The following is a 26,471-nucleotide window of genomic DNA, read 5'->3' on the forward strand; positions in this document are numbered from 1 at the left end:
GGCTCCGCGAGGAGCCATTTTCCGTTGAGGCATCAATAGTAACGGTGCCTCTTGATGATCACGGTTTTGTTGCGATGCCCGTATCCGCGATGGTAGCCGCGGCCACGATGCCCGCGGTATTCGGCCCGCGCACCATGACCGTAGTGATGGCCGCTGTGATAACCGCCACGCTTGATCACAACAGTCTGAGCGCTTGCAATCGACGGCGCCGCGATGATGATCGCCCCTAGCGCAGCCAACACATATCCAAACTTCTTCATTGCTTCTCTTCTCCTCATTGAGCGGGATGTAACATTGCGGTGACACGAACGTTCCGGGGGAACTTGAAGAGAATTCTGAATGTCTGTTCAGCAACGATCGGTAGATGCAATGCGCGTGTTGGTTCCGCGCATGAGTGAACTTCTTTAATGGAATGGCTTCATCCGTCGAGACGACGCGGAGCCTGTCATCGGGCCGCGCTTCGCGCGGGCCCGTTGGCGGCTTCTCCCGAGCGAACGCAATTGCGTTCGTCCGGGGATGAGAGCTCATGGATCAGGTCTGGACCCTCATGGTGAGGAGCGCGGCAAGACCGTGCGTCTCGGGACGATGCTACGCATCGCCGGGCGAACCATGCGGCCACGCCACGATCCCACCGACCGCCCGGTGGCCAGTCATTCCTACCTGTGTGGGCGGATCGTGGGCACGCGCCGGCTTGCGGAAATCCGGGTCCCGGCGCATCATCGCGTCATAAAATCATATGGGGGAGCGATGCCATGAGCGGGTTTTCACGCCGTGATTTTCTGAGTCTGACCGGATCAGCCGCCGTTGCCGCCATGTCCGGGCGCGCCCATGCGGCGATGGGACCGAACGACAAGTTCGACCTCGTGATCAGGGGCGGCGATGTACTCGATCCCAGCCAGTCGCTGCGGGGCAAGCGTGACATCGGCATTCGCTGGGGCGTGATCGAGGCGGTCGAAGCCGACATTCCGGCCGCGCGCGCCGCGAGGACCATCGACGCCACCGGCAAACTGGTGACGCCGGGGCTGATCGACCTGCACTCCCACGTCTACCCGTATGGTTCGGCGATCGGCATTCCCGCCGACGAATTGGTGCAGGCCCAGGCAACCACCACCGTGGTGTCGGCAGGGGACGCCGGCGTCAACAATCTCGCCGCGCTGCGTCGCTACATCGCCGCGCAATCGCGCGCGCGGATTTACGCATTCGTGCATATCGCCAATCACGGCCTGTCGGGCTTCCCGGTCGCCGAACTCTACAATATCGACCACGCGCAGCTCGACGCCTGCACCCGGGCGCTGGCCGAGAATCCGGATTTCCTGCTCGGCGTCAAAGTCCGGATGTCGGAGAATGTCATCGCCAAGCACGGCCTCGAACCACTGAAGCGAAGCATAAAAGCCTGCGAGATGTGCGGCTGGCCGGCCAAGATGATGGTGCATATCGGCGGCGTCGAGACCAAGGAGTTGATGTCGCAGATTCTCGATCTGATGCGGCCGGGCGACGTCCTGACCCACGCCTATTCCGGCGCGCCGAACATCGGCGGCGTCTTCACCAACATCGTGCAGGACGGCAAGCTCCTGCCGGCGGCGCTTGCCGCCAAACAGCGCGGCGTGATGTTCGACGTCGGCCATGGCGGCGGCAGTTTCGATTTCACGGTGGCGGAGCCCGCGATCGCAGGCGGTTGTCCGCCCGATACGATCTCATCCGACATCCACGTGTTCTCCGGCAATTCGCCCGGCATGCCGTATCTGCCGAACGTGATGAGCAAGTTCATTCCGCTGGGATTTACGGTGGAGCAGGTGGTGGCGATGGCAACCTCGGCGCCGGCCAAGATCATCAACCGCGCGCCGAAGATCGGCACGCTGCAGATCGGCGCGCCCGCCGACGTCGCGATCATGGAATTGATGGAGGCGCAGGTCTCGTTCGTCGACACCCGCAACAACAAGCGCGAGGGCAAGCTGTTGCTGAAACCGGTGCAGACCGTGATTAACGGCGTGCCGTTCGGCCGGCCCTATCCGGCGCCGTTCGCGGTGCGGTAGCGCCCGCTTCCATTACGTCGGCGACCAATGTGCCGGCGTTCAACTCTGTCTTTCGGGCGACTGCTGACCGTCGCCTGTTCGGCCGCGCAAAATATCTACGAGATGCTCTGGACGATCGGGAATGGCATCTCCGCGCCATGCCACATGCTGATCTGTCCGGACAACGATCAGCTTGCGATCGTAGGGATGCTCTGAATCGCCGGCTTGCAGGTCCACCACCTCGATCGGAATCCCGCCGTCGCGCATCGCCTTGATGAACGGCGCAACCGTCGTTTCCGGATCGAGGCGCAGCAGGGTATAGCCCGGTCCGAAGGCGTCGTAGACCGGGCGTCCGTCCGGCAGGTATGAGAAGGGTACACGGCAGCCGGGTACGGTCGACGGCGTGAAGTCGGCCATCGTATAGGCTGGCGGTTCGGCGCCGTCGTAGGCGATGATGGGCGAGCGATCGTAGAAGTAGCCGAAGTTGAGGCCGCCACAGCAGTACTGCTGGACGTTCAGATCGTAGGCTGCTTGCCCAACCCGCCTGCGAATCGCATCGCCCTCGGCACCCGGCTGCTCGATTTCATCCGGGACGGTTCGGCGCTGGCCGAGAACCTTGCCGGCCATGTCCATGGCGAAGCGCGACACCTGCTCGGTAATAGGCAGCCTCTCGGCTTCATACGCGTCGAGGATGGCCGGGTCCGCCCATCCCTGCAGATAGGCGGCCAGCAGCCATGCCAGGTTGGTGGCGTCGGCGATGCCGGCATTCATGCCATAGCCGGCATAGGGCATCCAAAGATGCGCGGCATCGCCGCAAATGAATGCGCGTCCTTTCCGAAACTTGTCGGCGACCAGTCGTCGGCCGACCCAGTCCTCCCTGGACAGGATTTCATATTTGAAATCGGCTCCGACGCCCAGGATCGCGCGGATCGATATATCGCGATCGACCGATTCGAAAGTTTCGTCTTCGCGATTGAGATGGTTGTGAATTAGCCATTTTTCGCGACCGTCGATGGCAACGACAGTCCCGCAACGCCGCGGATTGAGCGAGAGTGTCATCCAGGCGGGTTTGCCCATCAGCTCGATCAATCCGGGCGCGTGGACGTAGGTCGACTGGACACGCTGAATGATGGGCGTGCCTTGCAACGTCGCATCGATCGCCTTGCGGACAAGGGAGCGGGCGCCGTCGCAACCGACGATGAATTCGGCTTCGATCTGAAAAGTCGTGTCGGCATCGAGATCGCGTGCCGTCGCGACAATGCCGTTATGCTCTTCCTTGAAATCCTCGAATGCGACCCGATTCAGAACCTTCAGGCCTTCGATGCCTTGTGCATGAGCGAACAGCGCCGGCTCCATGTAAATCTGATTGATCCGGTGCGGAGGCTCCGCGGTCGGCCAACCGGTATCGGGTCCTTCCGTCGTGGTATAGCGGTCGCGACGGCACGGAATGGGGATGCGCGATAGTTCCATGCCGGTTGTCGTGGTACGGTAAGCGCAGTCGTTCGGATAGTCCGCGGGCAGGCCGGCATTGCGCAGCGTCGGTGCTACCCCTAGACGGCGGAAGATCTCCATCGATCGCGACGACACGTGATTGCATTTTACACTCGGCGGCTCGCCGGCGCTCCTGACTTCGACGATGGCGGTAGCAATGCCACGGAGCGCCAGATCCATCGCCAGCGTCAGGCCGACGGGACCGGCCCCGACGATCAGCACACTTGTCTTGATTGACTTGCTTGTCGCGGCGGGATGATCGTGCATAATTGACGCTCGGCTCGTTCGCATCTTCTGGAGTTGATGGAAGAGAATAGATGTTTCAGTCGGTTCGGAAAATAGCTCTTTGCGTACTTTCCTTGCTGCTGGGTCAGTTGTTGTTTGCGCCCGATGGCGCGCATGCTTATCCCGATCAGCCGATCAAGATCATCGTGACGTTTCCGCCCGGTGGCAGCAGCGATATCGTGATCCGCGCGCTACAGCCGCTGCTTTCGGAGGATCTGCGTCAGCCGATCGTGATCGAGAACCGGGCGGGAGCCGGCGGCAACATTGGAATTGGAGCCGTCGCCCAGGCCGCTCCGGACGGATACATGATCGGCGTTGCCGCTGCGGGCGTGCTGACGGTCAATCCGCATCTCAACCGTGCCGCGATGTCGTTTGACCCGGCAAAAGATCTGGTCCCCATCACGTTGCTTGCCGAGATTCCGTTCGTGCTGGTGGCGTCGCAGAAATCAAACCTTTCCTCGGTTGCGGAGGTCGTTGCGGCGGCCAGGGCGCGTCCCGACCTGTCGATCGGCCATGGCGGTAACGGCACCGCCATGCATCTGACGTCGGTACTGTTCAACCAAAAAGCCGGTGTGAGCATTCCGCTGGTCGCCTATCGTGGCACTGCACCGGCCGCGGTGGACGTTCTCGCCGGCCATATACCGCTGGCTGTACTGGATATTCCTGCGTCCCAGCAATTGATCCGGGACGGAAAGCTGAAGGCGCTTGGCGTCTCCGCGGCCAAACGGGTTGTCTTCCTCCCCGACGTTCCGCCGCTTTCCGAGATGGGTCTCAACGGATTCGAATCCGTGGGCTGGTTTGGCGTCGTCGCGCCTGCCGGTACTCCGCCCGACATCGTCCGCCGGCTGAACGCGGCGTTCGTGAAGGCATTGAAGGACCCCGCAGCGATCGAGAAAATCCGCGTCCTCGGTGCCGAACCTGCGCCGTCATCATCGGAAGACTTTGCAAAATTCATTCGTGCGGAAGGCACAAAATGGGGTGCGCTGATCACAGCTTTCGGGCTCAAAGGCGAATAGGGCGCCGCGGTGGTTCATGCTGGAGAGCCGCTCGGCAGGTATTTTCCCTCCTGCGATAGCTGCGAGATCAGGCTGATGGCTTTTGCTCGCGGCTGTTGCCGATGATATCGGCAATGACGGCGCCCATCACCAGGGCGCCGCCGATGAGAACGCGGAGCCCGGGAACCTCGGCAAACGCCAGCCAGACCCAAAACGGCATCAGCGGCGTCTCCAGCGTCGAGATCAGGGCAGCCTGGCTGGATGGCAGAAAGCGCGAGCCGATGAAAAACAGCGTGAGGCCGATGGCGACCTGGAAGAATCCGAACATCGCAAGGATAAGCAGGTCGAATCCGCTGACGCTGAACAGGCCGTGAGCAAAGGGAATGCTGACGACGCTTCCCAGGATGTTCGAGATCGCGGCCGCAGCGACCATCGATGTATCCTTGTGCCGCCGCACCATCACAGTCATTGCGGCGATCGCCAGCGCCATGAAGCAGGCCAGCGCGATTCCGAGCATATCGGCGCCGGCGCGTGCGTTGCCCAGGATGATGGCGACACCGCAGAGTGCCACGACGCTCGCCAGCATGGTTCGCAATCGGGGGATTTCGCGCAGCCATACCCATGCGAGGGCGGCGGCGAGGAACGGCCCCGTTGCGATAATAATGGCGACGTTGGATACGCTGGTCAGTTGCAGGGAGGGGATGAAGGCGATCATGGCGGCTGTCGAATACGCCGCGACGAGCCAGCCGCTTTTCCCCATCCTGGTCAGCTCGTGCAAGCCGGCGCGACCTTGCAGCAACACCATCATGGCTGCGATCAGGCCGCCACCGAACAGCCCCCGCCAGAACAGGATGGTCCAGGAATCATAGGGAAGCAGCCGCGTGAAGAACGGCGCCGTGCTCCACGCGATGGCGGCGGCGATGACGAGGGCAATGCCGAGGCGATGCTGGGAGGCGGCGCCGGTCACCTCAGGTGCGCGCTCGCTTCTCGACGTTCGCGCTGCGCTCCGGCACGCCGAATTCCTTGCGGCAGACTTCCGCCAGCACGGCGACGCCTTCGCGAATCTGCTCATGGGAGGGACTGGCAAAGCACAGCCGTAACCGGCTGCCGGCATAGGCCTTGTCGGTCGACCATTCCGGCCCGGGGTTGATGGCGACCCCGGCGGCCAGCGCCGCCTGATACAGTTTCAGCGTGTCGACGGTGTCGGGGAGTTTGACCCACAGGAAAATTCCTCCCTTGGGATCCTCGAACTCCGCCGCGGTGCCGAACTGTTCGTTGAGCGCCTCCATCAGCGTGTCGAGCTTGGCGCGCAGGCCGCGCGTCAGCTTCGGCACGTGGGTTGCGAAATGCGGCGCGCAATATTCCGCCAGCACCATCTGCTCCAGCGCGCCGGAGCCGGCGTCGGTCTTCAGGGCCAGCATCCGCGACATCATCTCCCAGGGCGCAACGATGAAGCCGACCCGCAGCGCGGGCGCGATCGATTTGGAAAACGAGCCGATATGGATGACGCCGCCTTGCTGGCTCATCGCATAGATCGCGGGCGGGCGCTGGCCGTTCCAGATCAGGTCGGCATAGCAATCGTCCTCGAAAATCGGCACGCCGTATTGCTGCGACAGCCTGATCATCTCAGCGCGCCGCGTCTGCGGCAGGATCGAGCCGGTCGGGTTCTGCACGGTCGGGATGGTGTAGATGTATTTCGGCGTGATGCCGCGGCGCTTGTGGTCGGCGAGCGCCGCCGCCAGCGCGTCGATCCGCATTCCCTCGTCATCGAGGGGAATGCCGACCGTCCTGACGCCGAGCCGCGTCAGCCGGCTCAGCGCGCCCTGATAGGTCTCCTGTTCGATCAGCACGGTATCGCCGCGCGCCAGCAGCGTCGCGTTGACGAGATCGAGCGCTTGCAGTGAACCGGACACGATCATGACGTCATCGGCGGCGCAGTCGATGCCGGCGTCGCGCTGGAGCTTTTTGCTGAGGAACTCGCGCAGCGGACGATAGCCCTGCGGGCCGCTGGCGAGGCCGTAGGTCGCGAGCGTCCTGCCCTCGCGTTTGAGCACGGCACTGACCGCCTCGATCAGGCCATCGACCGGCACCTGGTCGGGATCATTGTTGCCGCCGACGAAACTGTATTTGGCCAGGCCCGTCCACCGCGCCGCCGGCGCCGGCAATCCGGCCGGCAGCAGTGGTGCGAAATCGAAAATGGATGCGGTAGACATGGACAATCACTCCCGTTTTGTTTTTCGTTGAGAGGACCGCTGGCGCGGCCCTCCGGTGTTTTTGGTTTTTGTCAGTTCTTGCCGACGATCTTAATCGCTCGCCCCCGGGTGATGAAAGCGTAATGTCCGCGGCCGAGCATCGGTGCCCGCGGGCTTTGCGATTTCCCCCTGCGCCGCCAAATCGACCACGAAACTGGCCCCGGCGCTGTCCACCTGCGCGTGCGTTCCCTGGGTGTAAAGGATCGACAGGCAGGCAAGAATCGCTAGAAAGAGACCTGTCAGGCGGATGTGACACATTGCTCGTTTGACCATTGCGCCCCGGTCTCTAGGTTGCGGTGAGGAAAAAGTCAGGAACTATGCACGAGCTTATTGGCGATATCACGTTATGCATCCTGTTTGCCTGGGTGCTTGGTTTGCTGGCCCATTTTACCCGGCAACCGCTGATCCTCGCCTACCTTATCGCCGGGTTTGTCATTGGTCCATTCGGCATGAAATGGGTCCATTCCAAGGATTCGATTCACGTCATCTCCGAACTCGGCCTGATCTTCATGCTGTTCATGATCGGGCTGGAAATCGACCTGAAAAAGATCGTGCGCGCCGGCAAGGTCATCCTGTTTGCCGCGGGCGGGCAATTGGTCGGCGGCTGCCTGCTCGGCATCCTGTTCTTCTGGGGGATCGGACTGTCGTTGGGGGCGGGGCGTTTCGACGCGCTGTATCTGTGCGTCGCCTGCGCACTCTCTTCAACGGTCATCATCGTCAAGGTGCTGTACGAGAAGCGCGAGCTCGATACGCTGCCCGGCCGCATCACGCTCGGCGTATTGGTGCTGCAGGATATTTTCGCGATCCTGTTCCTGGCGGTGCAGCCGAGCCTCGCCGATCTGCAGATCAGTGTGATCCTGATCTCGATCGGCCGGGTCGGCGTGCTGGTGGCGACCGCATTGGTGCTGAGCCGTTACGTGCTGCCGCGGTTGTTTCACCAGATCGCGCGCCGGCCGGAGCTGATCCTGCTCGGTGCGCTGGCCTGGTGTTTCCTGATCGGCGAGATCGCCGAAAAACTGCATCTGTCGCGCGAGATGGGTTCGCTCGTCGCCGGTGTCTCGCTCTCGACATTCCCCTATGCGCTCGACGTCACCGCCAAGGTGACGACGCTGCGCGATTTCTTCATCACGCTGTTCTTCGTGGCGTTGGGCATGACCATTCCGATCCCCGGCCTGTCGGTGATCGGGCTGGCGCTGTTGATCGCGGCCTTCACCGTCGTGAGCCGTGTGGTGACGACGTTTGTACCGCTCTATCTGATGAAGCAGGGTCTGCGCGCCAGCCTGTTGCCGGCGATCAATCTGGCGCAGATCTCCGAGTTCTCGCTGGTCGTCATTCAGACCGGCGTCCTCGCCAACCATATCGGGACCGAAACCTCGAGCGCGGCGTCGTTCGCGTTCGTCATTCTGGCCGTGCTCAGCACCTTCGTGATGGGCAAGAGCGATGAGATCACGCGAGGTCTGATCGGTCCGCTGAAGAGGATCGGCCTGCGCGATCTCGATCACGGCCAGGGCGATGCTGGACATGAGGGCGGCCATGAGGCCCGCCGCATCGTCATTCTCGGCTTCTTCCGCGCCGCGAGCGCGCTGCTGGCCGAAATCGAGCGGCAGAATCCCCTCGTGCTCGAACAGATCACCGTGATCGATTTCAATCCCAACGTGTTCCGGACGCTGGCCGATCGCGGTCTGCACGTGGTCTATGGCGATATCAGCAATGTCGATACGCTGCTCCATGCCGGGATCGGCAAGTCGGAGCTGATCATCCTGAGCGTGCCGGATTCGCTTCTGAAGGGCGCCAACAACGAGAAGCTGGTCCGGCACGTCCGCACCCTCAACCCAACCGCCAAGATCGTCGCGACCGCCGATATGCTGCGCGACGTCAACGATCTCTACGCAGCCGGCGCCGATTACGTGACGGTGACCCGGCTCAGCGACGCCCACGAGCTCTATACTGTGATCGAGGCCGCCGCCGCCGACCTCCTCGGAGACAAGCGCGCCGAGATGGATGCGCTGCTCGCCGAGCGCAAGGAAGTGCTGCCGTAAAGGCCTTCTGCTCGCGGGGGAAGGGGTCTGTGGACGTGTGACGTCACGCACGCATCCGCTTGAACCGGATTTAATGTAGCCGACACTGAAGTTCGTACGGCGGCGCCATTTCCCTGGCCGCAAAGAAATTTCAAGCGGCATGCGATCATCATTATCGTCATCAAATGACGCCCGTGCATCGAGCGCGGCGTCCCCGTCGTCCACGCTGTTCGGTTGCCTGCGGGCGGGGACGGCCGCGATCCTGTTTCAGCTGACGCTCGGCACGCTTGTCGTTGCGTACACGCCCGTCGTGCCATGGATCGCCCTCGTCTTTCTGCTTGGCCTTCCGCTAGCCATTAGCGTCACGCGAGCCCGGGCGGGTCTGTTCATGCCTGCGGTTGCGATCATGACGTTGACGGGCGTGTCGCCGGCCTTTGTCGTGGATGCCCCCTTGTGGGGCCGCACCGTCAATCTGCGTCTGGTCGACGATATTCCTGCCGGTGTCGGCGTCGCCGGCTACGCCGCGCCGCGCTGGCGCGTTGCCACCGATTTCGCGGGGGAGGCGCGCATGAGCGGCGGCCGCGGCAACGAGAGTTACGGCACCCGCCGTCTGGCCCCGCTGGTCGGCGACGGCTGGAGACCGGAGTTTCCTGTTGAAGTCTGGGTCGCGGGCGAGGTCAGGGATTCCGGACGCATCCTCACCTCGCATCCTCAATTCTGGAACGAGCCCGGCGGTGAATATGTCCGGTTCGTCGGCATTGCCGTATCCGGCGCGCAGATCATCGCGCGCGATGCGGCCACGAAATTCGGCCTCAAGACACTGGATGAGCCGCTCATCGTGACGCGCGCGCCCTCGATTTCAGGCGCTCTCGCGGACCAATACCAGGCCATTGCGCGGACGGCAGCTGTGCCTCTGCTGGGATGGGTCTTCTGCATCCTGGTTGCGGCAGGCTGCTCGAAACGGCGCGAGCGGGGAAGGTGAAGCGCTACGGAAGGTGATGTCGCGGGTCGGCCATTCGGCGGCGGCGGCAGGGTGCGGCAGGCCCCCGATCCCTGCCATCAGGGCGAACCCCGCCCATGCCATCAGGTGGAAATTCACCCGAAAACCCTTATGTCTCTTACCTGAATTGTGCTTCTTGTTCTCATGGGTGCGACCATGGCAAGCCGGACCTCGTCAGGTTTCCTGCGTGTCTATTTCGTACAGCGAAACACGGCCGGCGACGTTCTGCCCTGCGGATTGACGCTGGCGCGGGCCCATGAGTCCGGCTAATGCACTGCCTGTACAACGCGAGAATTTGAGAAGATGGCCGATACGATCCAGGAAGTTCTGCAAGCCTTTGCCAATGGCGAACTCGTCGTCGTTACCGACGATGACGACCGGGAAGGCGAGGGCGATTTGATCGTCGCGGCCTCGCTCTGCACCGCCGAGAAAATGGCGTTCATCATCCGCCACACCTCGGGCATCGTCTGCGCGCCGATCACGCAAGATGACGCGCGCCGGTTCCGGCTTGATCCGATGGTGGCGCATAATGATTCCAGTCACACGACGGCCTTCACGGTCTCGATCGACTACAAGCCCGATGGCGGCACCGGAATCTCGGCGGAAGAACGCGCCTCCTGTTGCCGCGCGCTGGCCAACCCGAATGCCGGCGCCAGCGATTTCGCCCGGCCCGGACATATTTTCCCGCTGATCGCCCGCGACGGCGGCGTGCTGCTGCGTTCGGGGCACACCGAGGCCGCGGTCGACCTCTGCAAGCTCTCCGGCCTGCCGCCGGTCGGCGTCATCTCCGAGTTGATGAACGACGACGGTACCGTGATGAAGGGCATGCAGGTCGCAAAATTCGCCGCCACCCACAAGCTCAAGCACGTCACGATCGCTGACATGATCGCCTATCGCCAGGCGCGCGAGAAGCTGATCGAGCGGGTCGCGACCTTTACCACCGATAGCCCGATCGGCCCGCTGCAGGGCTATGCCTACCGTTCGCCGTTCGACGAGATCGCGCACGCCGCCTTTGTCTATAACGGCATCGGCGACGGCAAGAACGTGCTGACGCGGCTGCACAAGCCCAACATCGTCAAGGATCTGTTCACCGGCCAGGCGCGCATGCAGATCGTGCTGAATCATTTCAAGGCTGCCGGCCGCGGCGTGCTGGTATATTTGCGCGATGGCGCCGCCGGCGTTCCGGTCGAACCGGTCGGCGAACAGAAATCCGCCGAAGCCGATCGTAACCGGCAGTGGCGCGAAGTCGGCGTCGGCGCGCAAATATTGCGCGACCTCGGCATCACGTCGATCCGGCATCTGACCTCGTCGGTGCACGACTACAAGGGACTGTCCGGTTTCGGGATCGAGATCGTCTCCAACGAACGGCTCGAGGGTTGAGTGTTGTCATTCCGGGGCGATGCGAAGCATCGAACCTCAGGGGCGCGATTGCGCCCCGGGGAATCTCGAGATTCCGGGTTCGCTTCGCGCCCCGGAATGACGTGAAAGGCCCAATTCAATTGCGCTTCGGACGATAGCGCACTATTTTGGCCGTCAACTCCAATGAGGACAGTGATGCGAAAGGGATTTTTATGAGCGTGCGCCCTCAGTCCAAGGACAAGCCGACCGCGGCGGGTTTCCAGTGGGACGATCCGTTCCTGCTCGACGAGCAGCTCACCGAAGATGAGCGCATGATCCGCGACACCGCGCGTGCCTATGCGCAGGACAAGCTGCTGCCGCGCGTGACCAAGGCCTATCTCGAGGAAAAGACCGACCGCGAGATCTTCAACGAGATGGGCGAGCTTGGCCTGATCGGCATCACGCTGCCGGAAGAATATGGCTGCGCCAGTGCAAGCTATGTCGCCTATGGCCTGGTGGCGCGCGAGATCGAGCGCGTCGATTCCGGCTATCGCTCGATGAATTCGGTGCAGTCCTCGCTGGTGATGCACCCGATCTACGCCTATGGCGACGACAACCAGCGCAAGAAATATCTGCCCAAGCTTGCCACCGGCGAATGGGTCGGCTGCTTCGGCCTGACCGAGCCCGATGCCGGCTCAGATCCCGGCGGCATGAAGACGCGCGCCGAGAAGGTTTCCGACGGCTACCGGCTGACCGGCAGCAAGATGTGGATTTCGAACGCGCCGATCGCCGACGTTTTTGTCGTCTGGGCCAAGTCCGCCGCGCACGACAACCAGATCCGCGGCTTCATCCTTGAAAAAGGCATGAAGGGCCTGTCGGCGCCGAAGATCGGCGGCAAGCTTAGCTTGCGCGCTTCGATCACCGGCGAAATCGTGATGGACGGCGTGGTGGTGCCGGAGAGCGCCTTGTTGCCCAACGTGTCCGGTCTGAAGGGCCCGTTCGGCTGCCTCAACCGCGCCCGCTACGGCATTTCCTGGGGCGTGATGGGCGCTGCCGAGGACTGCATGGCGCGCGCGCGGCAATACACGCTCGACCGCAAGCAGTTCGGCCGGCCGCTGGCGGCAACCCAGCTGGTGCAGAAGAAACTCGCCGACATGCAGACCGAGATCTCGCTGGGCCTGCAGGCCTCATTGCGGGTCGGCCGCCTGATGGACGAGGGCAAGGTGGCGCCGGAGATGATCTCGATCGTCAAGCGCAACAATTGCGGCAAGGCGCTCGACATCGCCCGCGTCGCCCGCGACATGCATGGCGGCAACGGCATCCAGATCGAGTATCACGTGATGCGGCACTCTTCGAATCTGGAGACCGTGAACACCTATGAAGGCGCCCACGACGTCCACGCCCTGATCCTGGGCCGCGCGATCACGGGCATCCAGGCGTTTTCGTAAGTCTCGCCAACCGTCATCCCCGGATGAGCGCTCTGCGCTCACTCGGGAGGTGCCCGCTTCTTCAGCGCGCCTCGAAGGATGACTAGCCGCGGTGCCTGCCATCCTTCGAGGCTCGCAAGGGCTCGCACCTCAGGATGACGGTCCCCTAAACCGAGTCTCCCATGGCCGAAACCGACAACGAAGACATCCCGTTCAACCGCGACTTCCCGCTCAAACCAGGCGTCGTCGACGAAGCCCGCCCGGGCGTGCGGCGGGTGCTCTGCAATAATCCGAGCCCGTTCACCTTCACCGGCACGGTCAGTTACATCGTAGGCCGAGGCAAGGTCGCGATCATCGATCCCGGCCCGGACAACGAGGTGCACGCGAAAGCGCTGCTGGATGCCGTGCGCGGCGAAACCGTGACGCATATCCTGGCCACCCATACCCACAACGACCATTCGCCGAACACCGCACGGATCAAGGCCGCCACCGGCGCGCCGGTTTACGCCGAGGGGCCGCACCGCGCCTCGCGGCCGCGCTTCGAGAGCGAGAAGCACAATCCGGAATCGGGGGCCGACCGCGACTTTCGGCCCGACATCGAGGTCAAGGACGGCGACGTCATCGAAGGCGCTGGCTGGGCGCTGGAAGCGGTGGCCACTCCGGGACACACCGCCAATCATCTGGCGTTCGCCTGGGGCGAGCGGAAGATCAATTTCGTCGGCGACCACGTGATGGGCTGGTCGACCTCGATCGTGGCCCCGCCGGACGGATCGATGATCGACTACATGGATTCGCTGGCGCGGCTGGAGCGCCGGCCCGAGGATCTGTATTTCTCAGGCCACGGCCCGGAAATTCCGGAGGGCCCGCGCTATGTCCGCTTCCTGACCCGGCACCGCCGCGCGCGCGAAGCCTCGATTCTGCATCGCCTCGCCAAGGGCGAGGCCGACATCCCGACCATGGTGCGCGCGATCTATATCGGCCTCGATCCGCGGCTGACCGGGGCTGCCGGCTATTCGGTGCTGGCGCATCTGGAAGACCTGGTGTCGCGCGGCATCGTGGCGACCGACGGCGATCCCGTGATCGGCGGGACCTATCGGATGGCTTCTTAGAACGAACCATCCCCGTCATTCCGGGGCGACACGCAGTGTCGAACCCGGAATCTCGAGATTCCCCGATGCGCAATCGCGCATCTGAGGTTCGCGCTAAGGCGCGCCCCGGAATGACGCGATTTCGCGCGTCACTTCTTCACCCTCTTGGCTTGGGCCCTGGCCGCCGAGGTCCGCTTTGCTGCGCATAACAGACTCAAGTCGGACCTCCCAAGTCCGAAAAGTGTGCCAGCACCGGACTCGTGCATCGCAGCAAATGGCGGCGCATGAACTATTATCCCATCGCTTCTGGCATGATCTTTATGGTGATCGATGATCCCGGCTACCGAGCCTGCGCTTTTCGAGAAATGCATTTGTGGAACCTAACGGAAACCTCAGACGTTCTTTTTCGCGAAGGAGCAGCGCCGTCGCCCCGTGCAGCAAGCCCAGGCGCCGAGGCGCTGCGCTGGTCGGAGGGAACGCTCATGAGACTCACCCTTTCGGTCATCAAGGCTGACATAGGCTCCGTCGGCGGCCACACGAAACCGTCTACACGCATGCTGGCGACTGTCGAGGGCGAGGTCGCGAAGGCGATCTGCGATGGCCTGCTGATCGACGGTTTCGTCTGCCACACTGGCGACGACATTGCGATCATCATGACGCACACACGGGGCGAAGGGAGCTCCGAGGTGCATCAACTTGCCTGGAAGGCGTTCCTCGCGGCCACCTCGGTCGCGAAAACCTCCGGGCTTTATGGCGCCGGCCAGGATCTTCTCGTCGACGCACCGTCCGGAAACGTCCGAGGCGCCGGCCCGGGCGTCGCCGAGCTCAGCTTCGACCACAGCCTCTCGGGCACGAGACCTGCGGAGTCCTTCATGGTGTTCGCCGCCGACAAATGCGGCCCCGGCGCCTACAACCTGCCGCTCTACCTCGCCTTCGCCGATCCCATGTATTGCGCCGGGCTGATGCTTCCCCCGATGATCAAGGGTTTCCGTTTCCATGTCATCGACATGGACCACACGGCTGGCGACAGCGTCATCGAACTCGACGCGCCCGCGGACGGCTACCACATTGCCGCGCTGCTCCGCGACAATGAGCGCTTTGGGATCGATCGCATCGTTTCTCGAACGAACAACGAGATCGCCGTCGCTGTTTCGGCGCAGCGTCTTCACTCGATCGCAGGCAAGTATACCGGCAAGGACGATCCGGTCGCGATCGTCAGGAACCAAGGGATTTTCCCCGCGCCTGAAGAAATCATCTCACCGTTCGCGAAGGCGCACTTCGTAGGCGGCGATGCACGCGGCTCGCACGTGATGCCGCTCATGCCTGTGCCACTTAACACACCGGTGACAGGCCTGTACTGCCTGCCGATCGTTTCCTGCACCGGCTTTTCGATCGACAAGAACGGCCGTTTTTCGGAATCCTTTACCGATTTCTTCGACAACCCGGCGTGGGACGAAGTCCGCCGGCGCGCCCAGCGCAAGGCAATCGAGATGCGCAGCCAGGGCTGGTCCGGCGCCGCGATGCTGCCCTATTCCGAGCTCGAGTATGGTGGCTTCCGCGACACCGTGTCCTCGCTGCTGAAGCGTTTCCAGGTGCGCAAGGAGCGCAAGCCGGAAGCGGCCGAGTAAAGTACGCTACGCTGTGCATGATTGCGACATGCCAATGCTGGGAGGTGGACTTGGCGAGAAAACGCATCGGCATTCTCACGGGCGGCGGCGATGTCCCCGGCCTTAACGCTGTCATCAAGAGCGTGACTTATCGCGGCAGTGAGAACGGCATTGAGGTCATCGGCCTCCGCCGTGGTTGGGAGGCCCTCACGCACCTCAACCTGGAAGACCCGGCCAGCAAATCTCACTACCTCATGCCCCTGAATCGTGAAAACACGCGCACCATCGACCGGAGCGGCGGCACCGTGCTGCACTCGAGCCGCACCAATCCGTCCAAAATGCAAAAGCTGCCCGATCATCTCGTCGGCAAGGACCTTCCGGTCTCCCTGAGTACCAGGGGCGGCGGCGCAACCAAGACGTGGGACCTCACCGGCCAGGTGCTGGCGAACCTCTCGGGGCTCGGCATCGAACACCTGATCGCCATCGGCGGCGACGACACGCTTAGTTATGCCGCCAAGCTCAACGAACTCGGTGTCAAGATCATCGCCATCCCGAAGACGATGGACAACGACGTCCGCAACACCGAGTACTGCATCGGCTTCTCGACCGCGATCACTCGCGCCAGCGCGGCTATCCAGCGGCAGCGAACCACGGTCGGCTCGCACGAGCGAATTGGCATTTTCCGCGTCTTTGGCCGCGATGCCGGATTTACCGCGCTCTACACCGCGTACGCGACCTCGATCCGATGCGTCATACCGGAGTACAGGGTCAATCTCGACAGATTGATCCAGTTGCTCCTTGAGGAGAAGCGCGCCAACCCGAGCAATTACGCGCTGATCGTGCTCAGCGAGGGCGCCGAATGGGAGGGCTACAAGCTGCAGGAATACGGCGTGCCCGACGCCTACGGTCACCGCAAGAAGGCCAGCGTGGCGGAATCGCTTGCCGAGGAGATCAAACAGCGCGCTGGAGAAGAGACGATCACCTCCGACCTTACCTACGATTTGCGATCGGGCGAACCTGACTTCATCGACAAGCTTGTAGCTCTGACTTTCGGCAACATGGCCTACGATGCCATCCTGGAAGGCAAGACCGGTCTCATGTCGGCTCTGGTAGAGGGCCGTTACGACCTCGTGCCCATCCCTGACCCCAACCTGGGGCCTCGCAAATTGGATGTCGCCAGCACATACAACACGGAGCGCTACCGTCCCATCTACGGCAACAAGCTGGGGCTGCCGGTCTTTCTCAACCGCGCGTCATAGGGTGCCAGGCGGTAATCGCCAAGAGCTTCTCCTATGGGGCAGCCGCGGAAGTAGATGAAATTAGAAATCAATCCTTATCGTGCGAGTACTTCTCCAAAAGCAGCCGATTATACTCATCTCTCACTGCTCTCCGTGAAATATGCCCTTTTCGGTCTTTGGCAATCTTCAGAAGATCAGGATCAGTTGGTGCCCGTGATTTCTTTCTGAATCTGGCAAAGAGTTGGCTAGTAGGCCCCGGGGTTCTTCCAAACAGCCGGTCAAACCATCCCATGGTGTCCTCACCGGTCATACTGCGAATTACGACACTCTATCATCTTGAATTTAGGACACTAGGGTTGGCTTGCGCCTTGGCCGGCTCGCCGGTTTCTTGGTGGGCCGGCGACGTCCGCTTTGCTGCGCATTTAAGCAAGCGCTCAGCGTTCTCTTCGCCGCCACGTCGATCGCGAGTCACCGGCAGATAACTTTTCAACCCTCGGTAGCTCCATTCGAAATGTATGGTACCGTGCACTTACCGGGACGGCATTTCCGTCCCGGTTTTGGGAAGGACATGTCATGAGATTGTCGTCAAGCTTTGTCGCGCCCTCAGCTGTCGCGATCCTGTCAACTGCACTGTTGTGCGGCCCGAGCGGTACGGCAATGTCGCAAACCGCAACAGGCGCCGCTACCGCGCTTCCTGGCATCACCGTCGACGCGCCGAGGCGGGTGGCAAGGCCACATCGGCCGAAGCCGGCGGCCAACACAGTTGCATCTCGCCGGACATCGCCAAGCGCTCAAACGCCATCGGCGGCGCCAGGTTCAGTCATGGCGAGGCTTGCGGCGCTTGAGAGAACCTCCAGCAACTACACCGATGGTCATCAAACAAGTTTCAAGTACGGCAACCAACCCTGGAATGGATGCTCCACCTCAGGGAGTCTTTTTGATTTATCGGTAACGTGCAGAAACGTACGCAACTACAAAACCTACGAGGAGTGCAGGGAGACCACGCTGTTTTTGGGTGGAAACAACCGTGGAGCCTGGTGGTATTGCAGCAGCCTGATGGCCGGTGGGAAGTTGGCCGGGGAGAAGAAGCCTCAGGTCGCCGAACTCAAGCGATCAGGACGTCGCTAGTCCATACCGCTGGCTGCGCGAAGACGCAGGATCACATGTTTCAATCAACGGACTTGGAGCGATGCGGAAACTCCGCACCGGATCATTCGCTTCGGTTTTGTTGTGTCCACGTCATGTCGGGTTAGGGGATAATCCCGGAAATGCGGTCCTGCACCCGCGCAAGCGCGGGGCGAGGGAGCGCACCGTCCACGCCAGCACGCTACTGCTTCTTCACCGTCTTGGCCGGCGCCTTGGCTGGCGCCGCCGGTTTCTTGGCGGCCGGCTTGGTGTCGGCCACGGTGTTGATGTCCTCGATCAGCCTGGTGATGCGTGCGGCGTTGCTGCCGAGGTCGCTGTCGAAATAGCGCGAGGCCGAGCGGATATCGACGCGGGAATCCTCGCCGTCGGCCTTGATGCGGATCGAGATGTCTTCGCGGAATCCCATGATCAGCGTTTGCGCGATCGCCTCGATGCGCCCCTCGCGGCGCGCCTGCGGCGGACGTTCGTCGACCACGCGCCATTTGCGCTTGTTGACGAGCGCGAGCGTGATCTCGTAGGCGCGCTGCGCCGGGACCTCGAGCTCCACGGTCTCGATATCGGGGTAGGCGATCCGCTGCTGTTCGGCGGAATAGAGCCCGGCATAGACGGCGGGATTGGTGCCTTCGCCGGCGCGCAGCGGCGCCAGCGCCTGGAAGCGCGGCGGATCGATCGGATCGGTGGTGATGTCGTGGATCGGCGGCAGCTTGCGGTATTGCAGGGCCAGATAGGCGGGGTAGGCGAGGATGGCGGCGTTGATCAGCAGCGCCAGCACGATGCGGCCCATGCCGCGCGAGCCGTTCTGCCAGATCGCCGCAAACGCGGCGAGGCCGACCAGGATGGAAAGGCCCGCGCAGGCCAGCGCGCCGAAGAACGTCGCCAGCGCCGGCTTCATTTCGAGGAAGCCGAAGCGGACGATGAGGGTCGAGACCACCACCGCAACCAGCGAGAATATCGCAAGGTTGCGCGACCACGTGGCGAGGCTGGACACGGGCTCCGACTGGTAGGGAGCGGAAAACCTGCGGGCCATCCCTGGACTTCCATCCTGAATTCAGCTGCCGGTCCGGTCGCAATTGACGACCCGGCGCGGCCCTCAACTAGCGCATTTTCCGCACCCGTGGAAAGCCGCTTGCGCCGGAAAATCAGTCCAAATGATGGTAGTGGTCATGCCGGACGTCCGAACTGCGCGGCCACAAAGTCGATAAAGGCCTTGATGCGCGGCGCGCGGTGGCGGCCCGGGACGGTCAGCGCGTGGATCGGAAACGACTCGGCGATGTGGGTGTCCTGCAGCAGCGGAACGAGGCTGCCTTGCTGGATCGCCCGCGCGACCATGAAATCCGCCAATCGCGCGATGCCGAGCCCGGCGATCGCCATATCGCGCAGCAGGTCGGCATTGTCGCTGCTGAATGAGCCTGAGACGGCGAGGCGATTGATGCCTTCATGGGTGTGGAAGGGCCATTGCGACCACGCCGGTCCCGGCAGCGTCAGGCAATTGTGCTGCAGCAGATCGGCGGGCACGCGCGGCGACCCGTGTCGCTGCAGATAAAGCGGGCTGGCGCAGACAACACGTGTGGCGTCGGCGATCTTGCGCGCCACGAGGGCGGAGTCGCCGAGTGCGCCGGAGCGGATGGCGACGTCGACCTGCTCGGCAACCAGATCGACCTGATGGTCCGAAACATGAAGCTCGACGGTGATGTCAGGATAATGCTTAAGGAAAACAGGGAGCGCCGGACCCAGTATTTGTTTGGTGAGGGCGGTTCCGACGCTGATCCGCAAATGACCGCGCGGCAGCCGGCTTGCCGCCGTCACCTCGGCTTCAGCGGCTTCGATCGATGCCAGAATGTCCCTGCTTCGGGCCAGAAACAGGTCGCCCTCGGCGGTCAGGGCGAGCCGCCGCGTGGTCCTGGTCAGGAGGCGCACGCCCAGCCGGTCTTCGATGCGCGTGACCAGCTTGGACAGGGCGGAGGGCGTCACGCCGAGATCATCCGCCGCGGCGGCAAAGCTGCCGCGCTCGACCACCCGCACAAATCCGTTCATTTCGGCCGAGGCGGCATTGATATTCATGAATTTGGTTCACGAGTGTATCTGAATACTAGCTAATTATATCACATTGGAAGCGTAATAATAGTTCCTTCTTGCAATGAAGGAGCGCCGTTATGTCCTTGAAAAAGAACTCCGAAGGCCCCGCGTCGTGGGCGCAAGGCGAAGGCGCGTTGCGTCACCCGGACGGCAGCCCCGATATCGCCGCCTATCGGAAGATCGCGCACCGCGAACGGGACGTGGCCATCGCTTCCGCCGTGCGGGAAACAGCGCGCAGCGTGCGCGCGATGGCGTTGGCGATCTGGCGTGTTTTGGGCCGGTCGGGGCGCATCCGGTCGAATGCGCCCCTCCGAGGTTAAGCCGCCGCGTTCGGAAAACTGTAGCTCTTGAACTGGTCGCGCAGCGCGGTTTTCAGGATCTTGCCGGTCGCGGTGTGCGGAATGCCTTCCACAAAAACGACGTCGTCGGGCATCCACCATTTGGCGATCTTGCCATCCATGTATTTCAGGACGTCCTCGCGCGTTGCCTTCTCGCCGGCCTTGAGCTGCACGATCAGCAGCGGACGCTCGTCCCATTTGGGATGATGGACGCCGATCACGGCGGCTTCCGCCACCGCCGGATGGCCAACGGCGAGGTTCTCCAGATCGATCGACGAAATCCATTCGCCGCCGGACTTGATGACGTCCTTGGAGCGGTCGGTGATCCGCATATAGCCGTGCTGGTCGATGGTGGCGACGTCGCCAGTGTCGAAATAGCCGTGCTCGTCGAGGATCTCACTATCGACCTTGAAATAGGCCTTCGCAACCGCTGGTCCCGCGACCTTGAGACGTCCAAAGGTCTTGCCGTCCCAAGGCAGTTCCTTGCCGGCATCGTCGGTGATCTTCATCTGCACGCCGAACGGCGGATAGCCCTGGGTCTGCAGGACATCGAGCCGCTCCTCGCCGCCGAGCTCGGCAAACGGCGGTTTCAGCGCTGCCACGGTGCCGATCGGGCTCATCTCGGTCATGCCCCAGGCGTGGCGCACGCGAACGCCCATGTCGACGAACGACTTGATCATCGAGCGCGGCATCGCCGAGCCGCCGCACACCACGCTCTTCAGGTGGGGCAGCTTCAGGTTTCCGGCGGCCATGTGGTTGAGCAGCATCAGCCACACTGTCGGCACGCCGGCGGTGTGCGTGACCTTCTCGGTCTCGAGCAGCTCATAGACCGAAGCACCGTCAAGCTTGGCGCCCGGCATCACCAGCTTGGTGCCCATCGAGGGCGCAGAGAACGCGATGCCCCAGCTGTTGGCGTGGAACAACGGCACCACCGGCAGCATGGTCTCGGCGGCGCTGGTGCCGAGAGCGTCGACATTGTTGGCCATCAGCCCGTGCAGCACGTTGGAGCGGTGCGAATACAGCACGCCCTTCGGGTCGCCCGTGGTGCCCGAGGTGTAGCACATCGCAGCTGCGGTATTCTCGTCGAAGGTTTTCCACTCGAACTTGCCGTCGGCTTCCGCGATCCAGTCCTCATAGGCGACCGCGTTCTTCAGCGTGGTCTGCGGCATGTGTGCCTTGTCGGTGAACACGATGTAGCGTTCCACGCTCGGCATGCTGTCGGCGATCTTTTCCAGGATCGGAATGAAGGTGATATCGGTCATCACCACGCGGTCTTGCGCGTGGTTGATGATCCAGGCGATCTGGTCGGGGAACAGGCGCGGATTGACGGTATGGCAGATCGCGCCGATGCCCATGATACCGTACCAGGCCTCGAGATGGCGCCAGGTGTTCCATGCGATGGTGGCGACGCGGTCACCGAGCTTGATGCCGTCGCGGTCGAGCCGTTGCGAAACTTTTAGCGCGCGATCGCGAATTTCGGCGTAATTGGTGCGATGAATGGGGCCTTCGACCGACCGCGTGACGACCTCTTGCGTGCCGTGATACTGCGCCGCGTGTTCGATAATCCGGTGGCAAAGCAAAGGCCAGTCTTGCATCAATCCGAGCATACGCGCGTCCCTCCCAAAGGTTATTTCCTCGCGCATCATCCGCCTAAGTGTGGGCGTTTTGGCGCGCGATCATGGAATTGACATGAACTGTAGCGCGGAGAAAGCAAGCCGAAAATGGGCTTATGGCGCCTTTGGCCGCACGGCGGCGGCAATAGTTACCGTTGCGGTGGCGCTGCTCCTGCCTGGCGCGCTCTCCGAACCGGCTTGGGCGGCGAAAGCCTCCCGGTCGGCGCCCTGGGGCGACCTGTTCGGGATCTACCCGCCGAAGCCGCGGGCGAAGGTCCAGCGTGCGGCAGTGCCGCTGCCGCGGCCGCGCCCGGCCGATGCACCAGCCGCCGTCCAAGGCCGGCCCAAGGCTGAGGAGGCTGCCAAGGAAACGTCCAAGGAAACGTCCAAGGAAGCGCCCAAGGAAACGTCCAAGGAAACTGCCAAGGAGGCGGGCAAGCCCGGCGAACCGGCGCCAGCGCCCCAGCCACCGCCACCCTCGGCCTGCCGGCTCGCGCTGACCGACGCCATCGCCATCGCTCCCAGCATTCCGGACATCCGCGGCGCCGGCGGTTGCGGCGGCGAGGACCTGGTGCGGCTCGAGGCGATCGTGCTGCCGGACAAGCGGCAGGTGTCGGTGAAGCCGGCGGCAATCCTGCGCTGCGCCATGGCCTCCGCATTGGCGGACTGGATCCGCAACGACATCGCGCCGCTGGCGGAGCGGCTCGGCAGCACGGTCAGCGATCTCGACAACTTCGACTCGTTCGAATGCCGCGGCCGCAACCGCATCGTCGGTGCGCGACTGTCCGAACACGGCCGCGCCAATGCGATCGACATCCGCGCCATCAAGCTCGCCAATGGCCGCTCGATCTCGCTTACCGATCGCACCGTGCCGCGGGACTTGCGCGAAGCCGTGCTGCATTCGGCGTGCGCGCGGTTCTCGACAGTGCTGGGTCCAGGGTCAGACTGGTATCACGAGGACCATATTCATCTCGACCTGATGGAACGGCGGAATAATTACCGGATCTGCCAATGGGACGTCTGGGACCCGCTGCCGCAGAAAGCGCCGCTGTTGCCGGCTGCGCGTCCGGAAGAGGCGCCGCCGCGCGAGGTCGCCGCCAAACCCGATGAAGACAAATCCGGCGCCGCCAGACCCGCTGCGGAGAAATCGAGCGCCGCGCCGGCGGATGCAAAATCCGATCCGGCGAAACCCGAGGCCGAGCCCAAGCCCGCAACAAGCAAGCCAGCCACAAAAAAACGCCGGCATGACCGGCGCTCCTGATGGTCCTGCTGCGGCATAACCAGTCCGTCGGTCAGTGCGGCCTCGGGCCGCTACGCAGCGCCATCTTCGAATTGAACGGCGAGTCGCCGCTCTTCGGCTCCAGCATCACCACGATCGTACCGAGCTCGACGCGATCATAAAGATCGATCGCGTCCTCGTTGGTCATGCGGATGCAGCCCGAGGAGATCGACGCGCCGATATATTCCGGCTGGTTGGTGCCGTGAATCCGAAACAGCGTGTCCTTGTTGCCGGAGTAAAGATACAGCGCGCGCGCGCCCATCGGATTGTCCGGCCCCGGTGCGACGAATTTCGGAACACCCAGGCGCGCGATTTCACCCGGGGTCGGATGCCAGGCCGGCCACTCGGCCTTGCGGCCGACCTTGGCGATGCCTGACCAGGCCATGGCTTCTTCGCCGACGGTGATGCCGTAGCGGATCGCCTTGCCGCCGGGCTGCACGTAGTAAAGGTAGTGGTTGTCGGAATCGATCACGATCGATCCGGGCGCTTCCTTGCGGTGGTAATCGACGATGGCGCGGCGGAATCGTTCGGCTACGGCCACTTTGGCGTAGCTGGTCCTGGCCAGCAATTCCCTGTCGCGCGGCTTGAAATTCTGGACGTTGGTCGCCTCATAGGTCGCGCTCTGCATGCAGCCTGAAAGCGTCAGGGCGGCGGCGATTATTCCCAGCATAAGTTTCAGCGACGACATCGTGCACGTCCAGTCGCAATGCTTTGCGTTCCAAACCTTGCGTTCGCTGCGCCAATCTGGAGCCTTAAACGTGACGATTCGTTGGCCGCATCATTGTTGAAACCGGTCGCAATTCCAGCGTTTGCGTGTCTGTTGGGCGCCGCGGAATGACGGCTGTGTCTTTCTGGCCGCGTTGCTGCAGAGCGCGTGATTTCGGATTGATATTTTGGCCACGCACGCGGCTTCAACCCGGTCGGCTGGGCGCGTTTGCGGAAGGCATCCGACGCGACCGCCAGGCAATAAAAAACGCCGGCAAAGCCGGCGTTCTGATCTCGTTGCGAGGTGATGCTTTCAGCTATTGCATCACGTTGCCGCCGCCGCCCTGGAGCGCCATCTTCGAATTGTACGGCGAGTCACCCTGCTTCGGGGCCAGCACCACCACGATCGTGCCTTGCTTGACCTTGCTGTAGAGGTCGATGACGTCCTCATTGGTCATGCGAATGCAACCCGAGGAAATCGATGCGCCGATATATTCCGGCTGGTTGGTGCCGTGAATCCGGAACAGGGTGTCGCGGCCGCCCTGATAAAGATAAAGCGCGCGGGCGCCGAGCGGATTGTCGACGCCGCCGGGCACCGACGCCGGCAAACCTTCGATGCGTCTGTGAATATCCGCAGTCGGCGTCCATTTCGGCCATTCCGCCATGTTGCCGACCTTGGCAATGCCGGAGAAGGCGAGGGCTTCTTCGCCGACGGTGATGCCGTAGCGGATCGCCTTGCCGCCATCCTGCACCAGGTAAAGATAGTGGTTGTCGGAATCGACTACGATCGTGCCGGGCAGTTCGCGGCGGTGATAATCGACGATGGCGCGGCGGAACGGTTCGGCCACGGCAACCTTGGCGTAACGCGCCTTGGCAAGCTGGACCTTGTCCGCCGGCTTGAGCGTGGCCTCCGGCGCAGCCTGATAGCTCGTGGTCTGCATGCAGCCCGACAACATCAGGCCCGCAGCCAGAATTCCCAACTTTGCCTTCAGCGACGTCATTGCGCACTTCCAATCGAAGATCGCGGTCACGCGCCAACATTGCGCCGGAAACGCCACGATTCCATTAATCCCATTATCGGCAAAAACCGGCCATCATTCCAGTGCTTACGCGCTTGTTCGGCACTGCGGGAGCCTCGCTGTGGCTTTTTTGCCGCAAGTTTTGCGATTTCCGGTTGATTTCCAGGCAATGCCGGCGTTCTTGCCGAATCGTAGCCACGTTGACGCCACCTCATCGCCATAAATGTGGACGGCGGGTTAATACGCCGGTCATCAAGCGCTTGCCAGAATCGCGTTTAGTCCGCTGGGTGCCTGTGCGTTTTCGCGCGAAACGGCTACCGGTTCGCCAAGAAACCAAGACTGAAGACGCCAAGACTGAAGCCACCAAGACCAATACGGTTGCCCTGTTCCGGAGTTCCCCATGTTGTCAGTGTATGTCCCGTCCGAATCCTCCCTGAAGAAAGTCGCGGTGGCGGACGCGGCGACTTTGCCGGAAAGCGCGGTCTGGATCGACATGGTGAAACCGACGACCGAGGAAGACCGGGCAGTGGAACGGCTGACCGGGATCGCGGTGCCGACCCGGGAGGACATGCAGGAGATCGAGATTTCCAGCCGGCTCTATATCGAGAACGGCGCGCGCTACATGACCGCGACGCTGATGTGCCATTCCGACACCGACATGCCGCGGACGACGGCCGTCACCTTCATCATGGCCGGTCACCGGTTGGTAACCGTGCGCTACGACATGCCGAAGCCGTTTGCCCTGGTGGAGAACAAGCTGGGGCGGTCGTGCATGCCCGGCATATCAGGCGAAATGGTGCTGATGGAACTTGTCGACGCGGTGATCGATCGTTGCGCCGACATTCTGGAGAAGGTCGGCGCCGACGTCGACCAAGTCTCGCATGACATCTTCGAACCCGAAAGCGAGCGTCACGGCCAGGCCAAGCGATATTCGCAGATCCTGATCGCGATCGGCCGCAAGGGCGATTTGACCTCCAAGGTCCGCGAGAGCCTGGTCTCGGTCGGCCGTGTCGTCACCTTCCTGTCGGCGGTCATGGAAGGCGTCAAATGGTCCAAGGACATGCGCGAGCAGCTCAAGACCATGCAGCGTGACGTCGCCTCGCTGACCGACCACGCCTCCTACCTCTCCAACAAGATCACGTTTGTGCTCGATGCCATGCTGGGCGTCGTCAATCTCGAGCAGAACAACATCATCAAGCTATTCTCGGTGATGGCCGTGGTCTTGATGCCGCCGACGCTGATCGCCTCGATCTACGGCATGAATTTCAAGGCGATGCCGGAACTCGAATGGGCGCACGGCTATCCGATGGCGCTGGTGATGATGCTCATGGCAGCCGTGCTGCCTTACTTCCTTTTCAGATGGAAGAAGTGGCTGTAGTCACGCGACCATAGTCACCAAAAAGTGTCGTCACCGGCGTGACCGTGGTCACCGAGGTGTGACCGTGGTCACCGGGGTGTTAAGGCGCACGGCTGTTCTCCAGTGCATTCATACACCTGAAAAAAAGTCAGGAACCCGCCCCATTTGTACGAATAAAATTTGAGCG

22 protein-coding genes are annotated in these 26,471 nt (G+C 62.5%); 13 read left to right on the top strand and 9 right to left on the bottom strand.

The window, feature by feature from the left end:
- Window positions 1-32 precede the first annotated feature (32 nt).
- The gene (locus tag ACSQ84_RS16355) at window positions 33-260 is read right to left on the bottom strand and encodes a hypothetical protein (protein ID WP_436212712.1); all 228 of its coding nucleotides are present in this window, start codon (window positions 258-260) and stop codon (window positions 33-35) included.
- A gap of 492 nt (window positions 261-752) precedes the next feature.
- Here ACSQ84_RS16355 and ACSQ84_RS16360 point away from each other — a divergent pair, with 492 nt between their 5' ends.
- A complete protein-coding gene (locus tag ACSQ84_RS16360; RefSeq protein ID WP_436212713.1) occupies window positions 753-2,033 on the top strand; it encodes an amidohydrolase family protein in 1,281 nt (426 codons plus the stop codon).
- A 39-nt stretch (window positions 2,034-2,072) separates the two neighbouring features.
- Here ACSQ84_RS16360 and ACSQ84_RS16365 read toward each other — a convergent pair whose 3' ends face one another.
- A complete protein-coding gene (locus tag ACSQ84_RS16365; RefSeq protein WP_436212714.1) occupies window positions 2,073-3,770 on the bottom strand; it encodes an FAD-dependent oxidoreductase in 1,698 nt (565 codons plus the stop codon).
- A 50-nt stretch (window positions 3,771-3,820) separates the two neighbouring features.
- On the opposite strand from ACSQ84_RS16365, the gene ACSQ84_RS16370 reads away from it, so the two are divergent.
- Window positions 3,821-4,804, top strand: a complete 984-nt coding sequence (locus ACSQ84_RS16370; protein ID WP_436212715.1) for a Bug family tripartite tricarboxylate transporter substrate binding protein — start codon at window positions 3,821-3,823, stop codon at window positions 4,802-4,804.
- 67 nt (window positions 4,805-4,871) lie between these two features.
- On the opposite strand, the gene ACSQ84_RS16375 is transcribed toward ACSQ84_RS16370, so the two are convergent.
- Window positions 4,872-5,750: a DMT family transporter gene (locus tag ACSQ84_RS16375; protein ID WP_436212716.1), complete on the bottom strand. Its 879-nt coding sequence runs from the start codon at window positions 5,748-5,750 to the stop codon at window positions 4,872-4,874.
- 1 nt (window position 5,751) lies between these two features.
- Complete coding sequence (locus ACSQ84_RS16380) at window positions 5,752-6,996, bottom strand: PLP-dependent aminotransferase family protein (protein WP_436212717.1); 1,245 nt, start codon at window positions 6,994-6,996, stop codon at window positions 5,752-5,754.
- A gap of 356 nt (window positions 6,997-7,352) precedes the next feature.
- Between ACSQ84_RS16380 and ACSQ84_RS16385 the strand changes: the two genes are divergently transcribed.
- The 8 genes from ACSQ84_RS16385 (at window position 7,353) to ACSQ84_RS16420 (ending at window position 16,979) form a co-directional block, all read left to right on the top strand.
- The gene (locus tag ACSQ84_RS16385; RefSeq protein WP_436212718.1) at window positions 7,353-9,074 is read left to right on the top strand and encodes a cation:proton antiporter; all 1,722 of its coding nucleotides are present in this window, start codon (window positions 7,353-7,355) and stop codon (window positions 9,072-9,074) included.
- 139 nt (window positions 9,075-9,213) lie between these two features.
- Entirely contained in the window at window positions 9,214-10,035 is an 822-nt protein-coding gene (locus ACSQ84_RS16390; protein ID WP_436212719.1) for a hypothetical protein, read from the top strand.
- 321 nt (window positions 10,036-10,356) lie between these two features.
- Window positions 10,357-11,433: a 3,4-dihydroxy-2-butanone-4-phosphate synthase gene (gene ribB, locus ACSQ84_RS16395; RefSeq protein ID WP_436212720.1), complete on the top strand. Its 1,077-nt coding sequence runs from the start codon at window positions 10,357-10,359 to the stop codon at window positions 11,431-11,433.
- A 191-nt stretch (window positions 11,434-11,624) separates the two neighbouring features.
- Window positions 11,625-12,839 carry an acyl-CoA dehydrogenase gene (locus tag ACSQ84_RS16400; RefSeq protein ID WP_436212721.1) on the top strand — a complete coding sequence of 405 codons (1,215 nt, stop codon included), beginning with the start codon at window positions 11,625-11,627 and terminating at the stop codon, window positions 12,837-12,839.
- A gap of 161 nt (window positions 12,840-13,000) precedes the next feature.
- Window positions 13,001-13,927 (top strand): MBL fold metallo-hydrolase, encoded by a 927-nt coding sequence (locus tag ACSQ84_RS16405; RefSeq protein ID WP_436212722.1) that lies wholly within the window; start codon window positions 13,001-13,003, stop codon window positions 13,925-13,927.
- Between the two features lie 263 nt (window positions 13,928-14,190).
- Complete coding sequence (locus tag ACSQ84_RS16410; protein WP_436212723.1) at window positions 14,191-15,534, top strand: fructose-1,6-bisphosphatase; 1,344 nt, start codon at window positions 14,191-14,193, stop codon at window positions 15,532-15,534.
- 17 nt (window positions 15,535-15,551) lie between these two features.
- A complete protein-coding gene (locus tag ACSQ84_RS16415; protein ID WP_436212724.1) occupies window positions 15,552-16,772 on the top strand; it encodes a 6-phosphofructokinase in 1,221 nt (406 codons plus the stop codon).
- 54 nt (window positions 16,773-16,826) lie between these two features.
- Window positions 16,827-16,979: a hypothetical protein gene (locus ACSQ84_RS16420; protein WP_436212725.1), complete on the top strand. Its 153-nt coding sequence runs from the start codon at window positions 16,827-16,829 to the stop codon at window positions 16,977-16,979.
- A 1,099-nt stretch (window positions 16,980-18,078) separates the two neighbouring features.
- Here the strand turns inward: ACSQ84_RS16420 and ACSQ84_RS16425 are convergent.
- Window positions 18,079-18,924, bottom strand: coding sequence for a DUF1499 domain-containing protein (locus tag ACSQ84_RS16425; RefSeq protein ID WP_436212726.1), 846 nt, complete (start codon window positions 18,922-18,924; stop codon window positions 18,079-18,081).
- A gap of 134 nt (window positions 18,925-19,058) precedes the next feature.
- Window positions 19,059-19,958 (bottom strand): LysR family transcriptional regulator, encoded by a 900-nt coding sequence (locus ACSQ84_RS16430; protein ID WP_436212727.1) that lies wholly within the window; start codon window positions 19,956-19,958, stop codon window positions 19,059-19,061.
- 92 nt (window positions 19,959-20,050) lie between these two features.
- On the opposite strand from ACSQ84_RS16430, the gene ACSQ84_RS16435 reads away from it, so the two are divergent.
- Window positions 20,051-20,293 carry a hypothetical protein gene (locus ACSQ84_RS16435; RefSeq protein ID WP_436212728.1) on the top strand — a complete coding sequence of 81 codons (243 nt, stop codon included), beginning with the start codon at window positions 20,051-20,053 and terminating at the stop codon, window positions 20,291-20,293.
- On the opposite strand, the gene ACSQ84_RS16440 is transcribed toward ACSQ84_RS16435, so the two are convergent.
- Window positions 20,290-21,918 (bottom strand): fatty-acid--CoA ligase, encoded by a 1,629-nt coding sequence (locus tag ACSQ84_RS16440; RefSeq protein WP_436212729.1) that lies wholly within the window; start codon window positions 21,916-21,918, stop codon window positions 20,290-20,292. The genes ACSQ84_RS16435 and ACSQ84_RS16440 overlap by 4 nt on opposite strands.
- Before the next feature lie 82 nt (window positions 21,919-22,000).
- Here ACSQ84_RS16440 and ACSQ84_RS16445 point away from each other — a divergent pair, with 82 nt between their 5' ends.
- A complete protein-coding gene (locus ACSQ84_RS16445; protein ID WP_436212730.1) occupies window positions 22,001-23,185 on the top strand; it encodes an extensin family protein in 1,185 nt (394 codons plus the stop codon).
- Between the two features lie 31 nt (window positions 23,186-23,216).
- Here the strand turns inward: ACSQ84_RS16445 and ACSQ84_RS16450 are convergent, their stop codons facing one another.
- Entirely contained in the window at window positions 23,217-23,891 is a 675-nt protein-coding gene (locus tag ACSQ84_RS16450; protein WP_436212731.1) for a L,D-transpeptidase, read from the bottom strand.
- 334 nt (window positions 23,892-24,225) lie between these two features.
- Window positions 24,226-24,909 (bottom strand): L,D-transpeptidase, encoded by a 684-nt coding sequence (locus ACSQ84_RS16455; RefSeq protein WP_436212732.1) that lies wholly within the window; start codon window positions 24,907-24,909, stop codon window positions 24,226-24,228.
- 418 nt (window positions 24,910-25,327) lie between these two features.
- Here ACSQ84_RS16455 and ACSQ84_RS16460 point away from each other — a divergent pair, with 418 nt between their 5' ends.
- Entirely contained in the window at window positions 25,328-26,305 is a 978-nt protein-coding gene (locus tag ACSQ84_RS16460; protein WP_436212733.1) for a magnesium transporter CorA family protein, read from the top strand.
- Window positions 26,306-26,471 lie beyond the last annotated feature (166 nt).

Source organism: Bradyrhizobium sp. LjRoot220 (assembly GCF_964252915.1).
Taxonomy (GTDB): Bacteria; Pseudomonadota; Alphaproteobacteria; order Rhizobiales; family Xanthobacteraceae; genus Bradyrhizobium.

What these genes read in the sequence shown, in the direction of transcription:
- ACSQ84_RS16355 (WP_436212712.1), bottom strand. Translation starts at nt 260, where the DNA reads ATGAAGAAGTTTGGATATGTGTTGGCTGCGCTAGGGGCGATCATCATC.
- ACSQ84_RS16360 (WP_436212713.1), top strand. Translation starts at nt 753, where the DNA reads ATGAGCGGGTTTTCACGCCGTGATTTTCTGAGTCTGACCGGATCAGCC.
- ACSQ84_RS16365 (WP_436212714.1), bottom strand. Translation starts at nt 3,770, where the DNA reads ATGCACGATCATCCCGCCGCGACAAGCAAGTCAATCAAGACAAGTGTG.
- ACSQ84_RS16370 (WP_436212715.1), top strand. Translation starts at nt 3,821, where the DNA reads ATGTTTCAGTCGGTTCGGAAAATAGCTCTTTGCGTACTTTCCTTGCTG.
- ACSQ84_RS16380 (WP_436212717.1), bottom strand. Translation starts at nt 6,996, where the DNA reads ATGTCTACCGCATCCATTTTCGATTTCGCACCACTGCTGCCGGCCGGA.
- ACSQ84_RS16385 (WP_436212718.1), top strand. Translation starts at nt 7,353, where the DNA reads ATGCACGAGCTTATTGGCGATATCACGTTATGCATCCTGTTTGCCTGG.
- ACSQ84_RS16390 (WP_436212719.1), top strand. Translation starts at nt 9,214, where the DNA reads ATGCGATCATCATTATCGTCATCAAATGACGCCCGTGCATCGAGCGCG.
- ribB (WP_436212720.1), top strand. Translation starts at nt 10,357, where the DNA reads ATGGCCGATACGATCCAGGAAGTTCTGCAAGCCTTTGCCAATGGCGAA.
- ACSQ84_RS16400 (WP_436212721.1), top strand. Translation starts at nt 11,625, where the DNA reads ATGAGCGTGCGCCCTCAGTCCAAGGACAAGCCGACCGCGGCGGGTTTC.
- ACSQ84_RS16405 (WP_436212722.1), top strand. Translation starts at nt 13,001, where the DNA reads ATGGCCGAAACCGACAACGAAGACATCCCGTTCAACCGCGACTTCCCG.
- ACSQ84_RS16410 (WP_436212723.1), top strand. Translation starts at nt 14,191, where the DNA reads ATGAACTATTATCCCATCGCTTCTGGCATGATCTTTATGGTGATCGAT.
- ACSQ84_RS16415 (WP_436212724.1), top strand. Translation starts at nt 15,552, where the DNA reads ATGATTGCGACATGCCAATGCTGGGAGGTGGACTTGGCGAGAAAACGC.
- ACSQ84_RS16420 (WP_436212725.1), top strand. Translation starts at nt 16,827, where the DNA reads ATGAAATTAGAAATCAATCCTTATCGTGCGAGTACTTCTCCAAAAGCA.
- ACSQ84_RS16425 (WP_436212726.1), bottom strand. Translation starts at nt 18,924, where the DNA reads ATGGCCCGCAGGTTTTCCGCTCCCTACCAGTCGGAGCCCGTGTCCAGC.
- ACSQ84_RS16430 (WP_436212727.1), bottom strand. Translation starts at nt 19,958, where the DNA reads ATGAATATCAATGCCGCCTCGGCCGAAATGAACGGATTTGTGCGGGTG.
- ACSQ84_RS16435 (WP_436212728.1), top strand. Translation starts at nt 20,051, where the DNA reads ATGTCCTTGAAAAAGAACTCCGAAGGCCCCGCGTCGTGGGCGCAAGGC.
- ACSQ84_RS16440 (WP_436212729.1), bottom strand. Translation starts at nt 21,918, where the DNA reads ATGCTCGGATTGATGCAAGACTGGCCTTTGCTTTGCCACCGGATTATC.
- ACSQ84_RS16445 (WP_436212730.1), top strand. Translation starts at nt 22,001, where the DNA reads ATGAACTGTAGCGCGGAGAAAGCAAGCCGAAAATGGGCTTATGGCGCC.
- ACSQ84_RS16450 (WP_436212731.1), bottom strand. Translation starts at nt 23,891, where the DNA reads ATGTCGTCGCTGAAACTTATGCTGGGAATAATCGCCGCCGCCCTGACG.
- ACSQ84_RS16455 (WP_436212732.1), bottom strand. Translation starts at nt 24,909, where the DNA reads ATGACGTCGCTGAAGGCAAAGTTGGGAATTCTGGCTGCGGGCCTGATG.
- ACSQ84_RS16460 (WP_436212733.1), top strand. Translation starts at nt 25,328, where the DNA reads ATGTTGTCAGTGTATGTCCCGTCCGAATCCTCCCTGAAGAAAGTCGCG.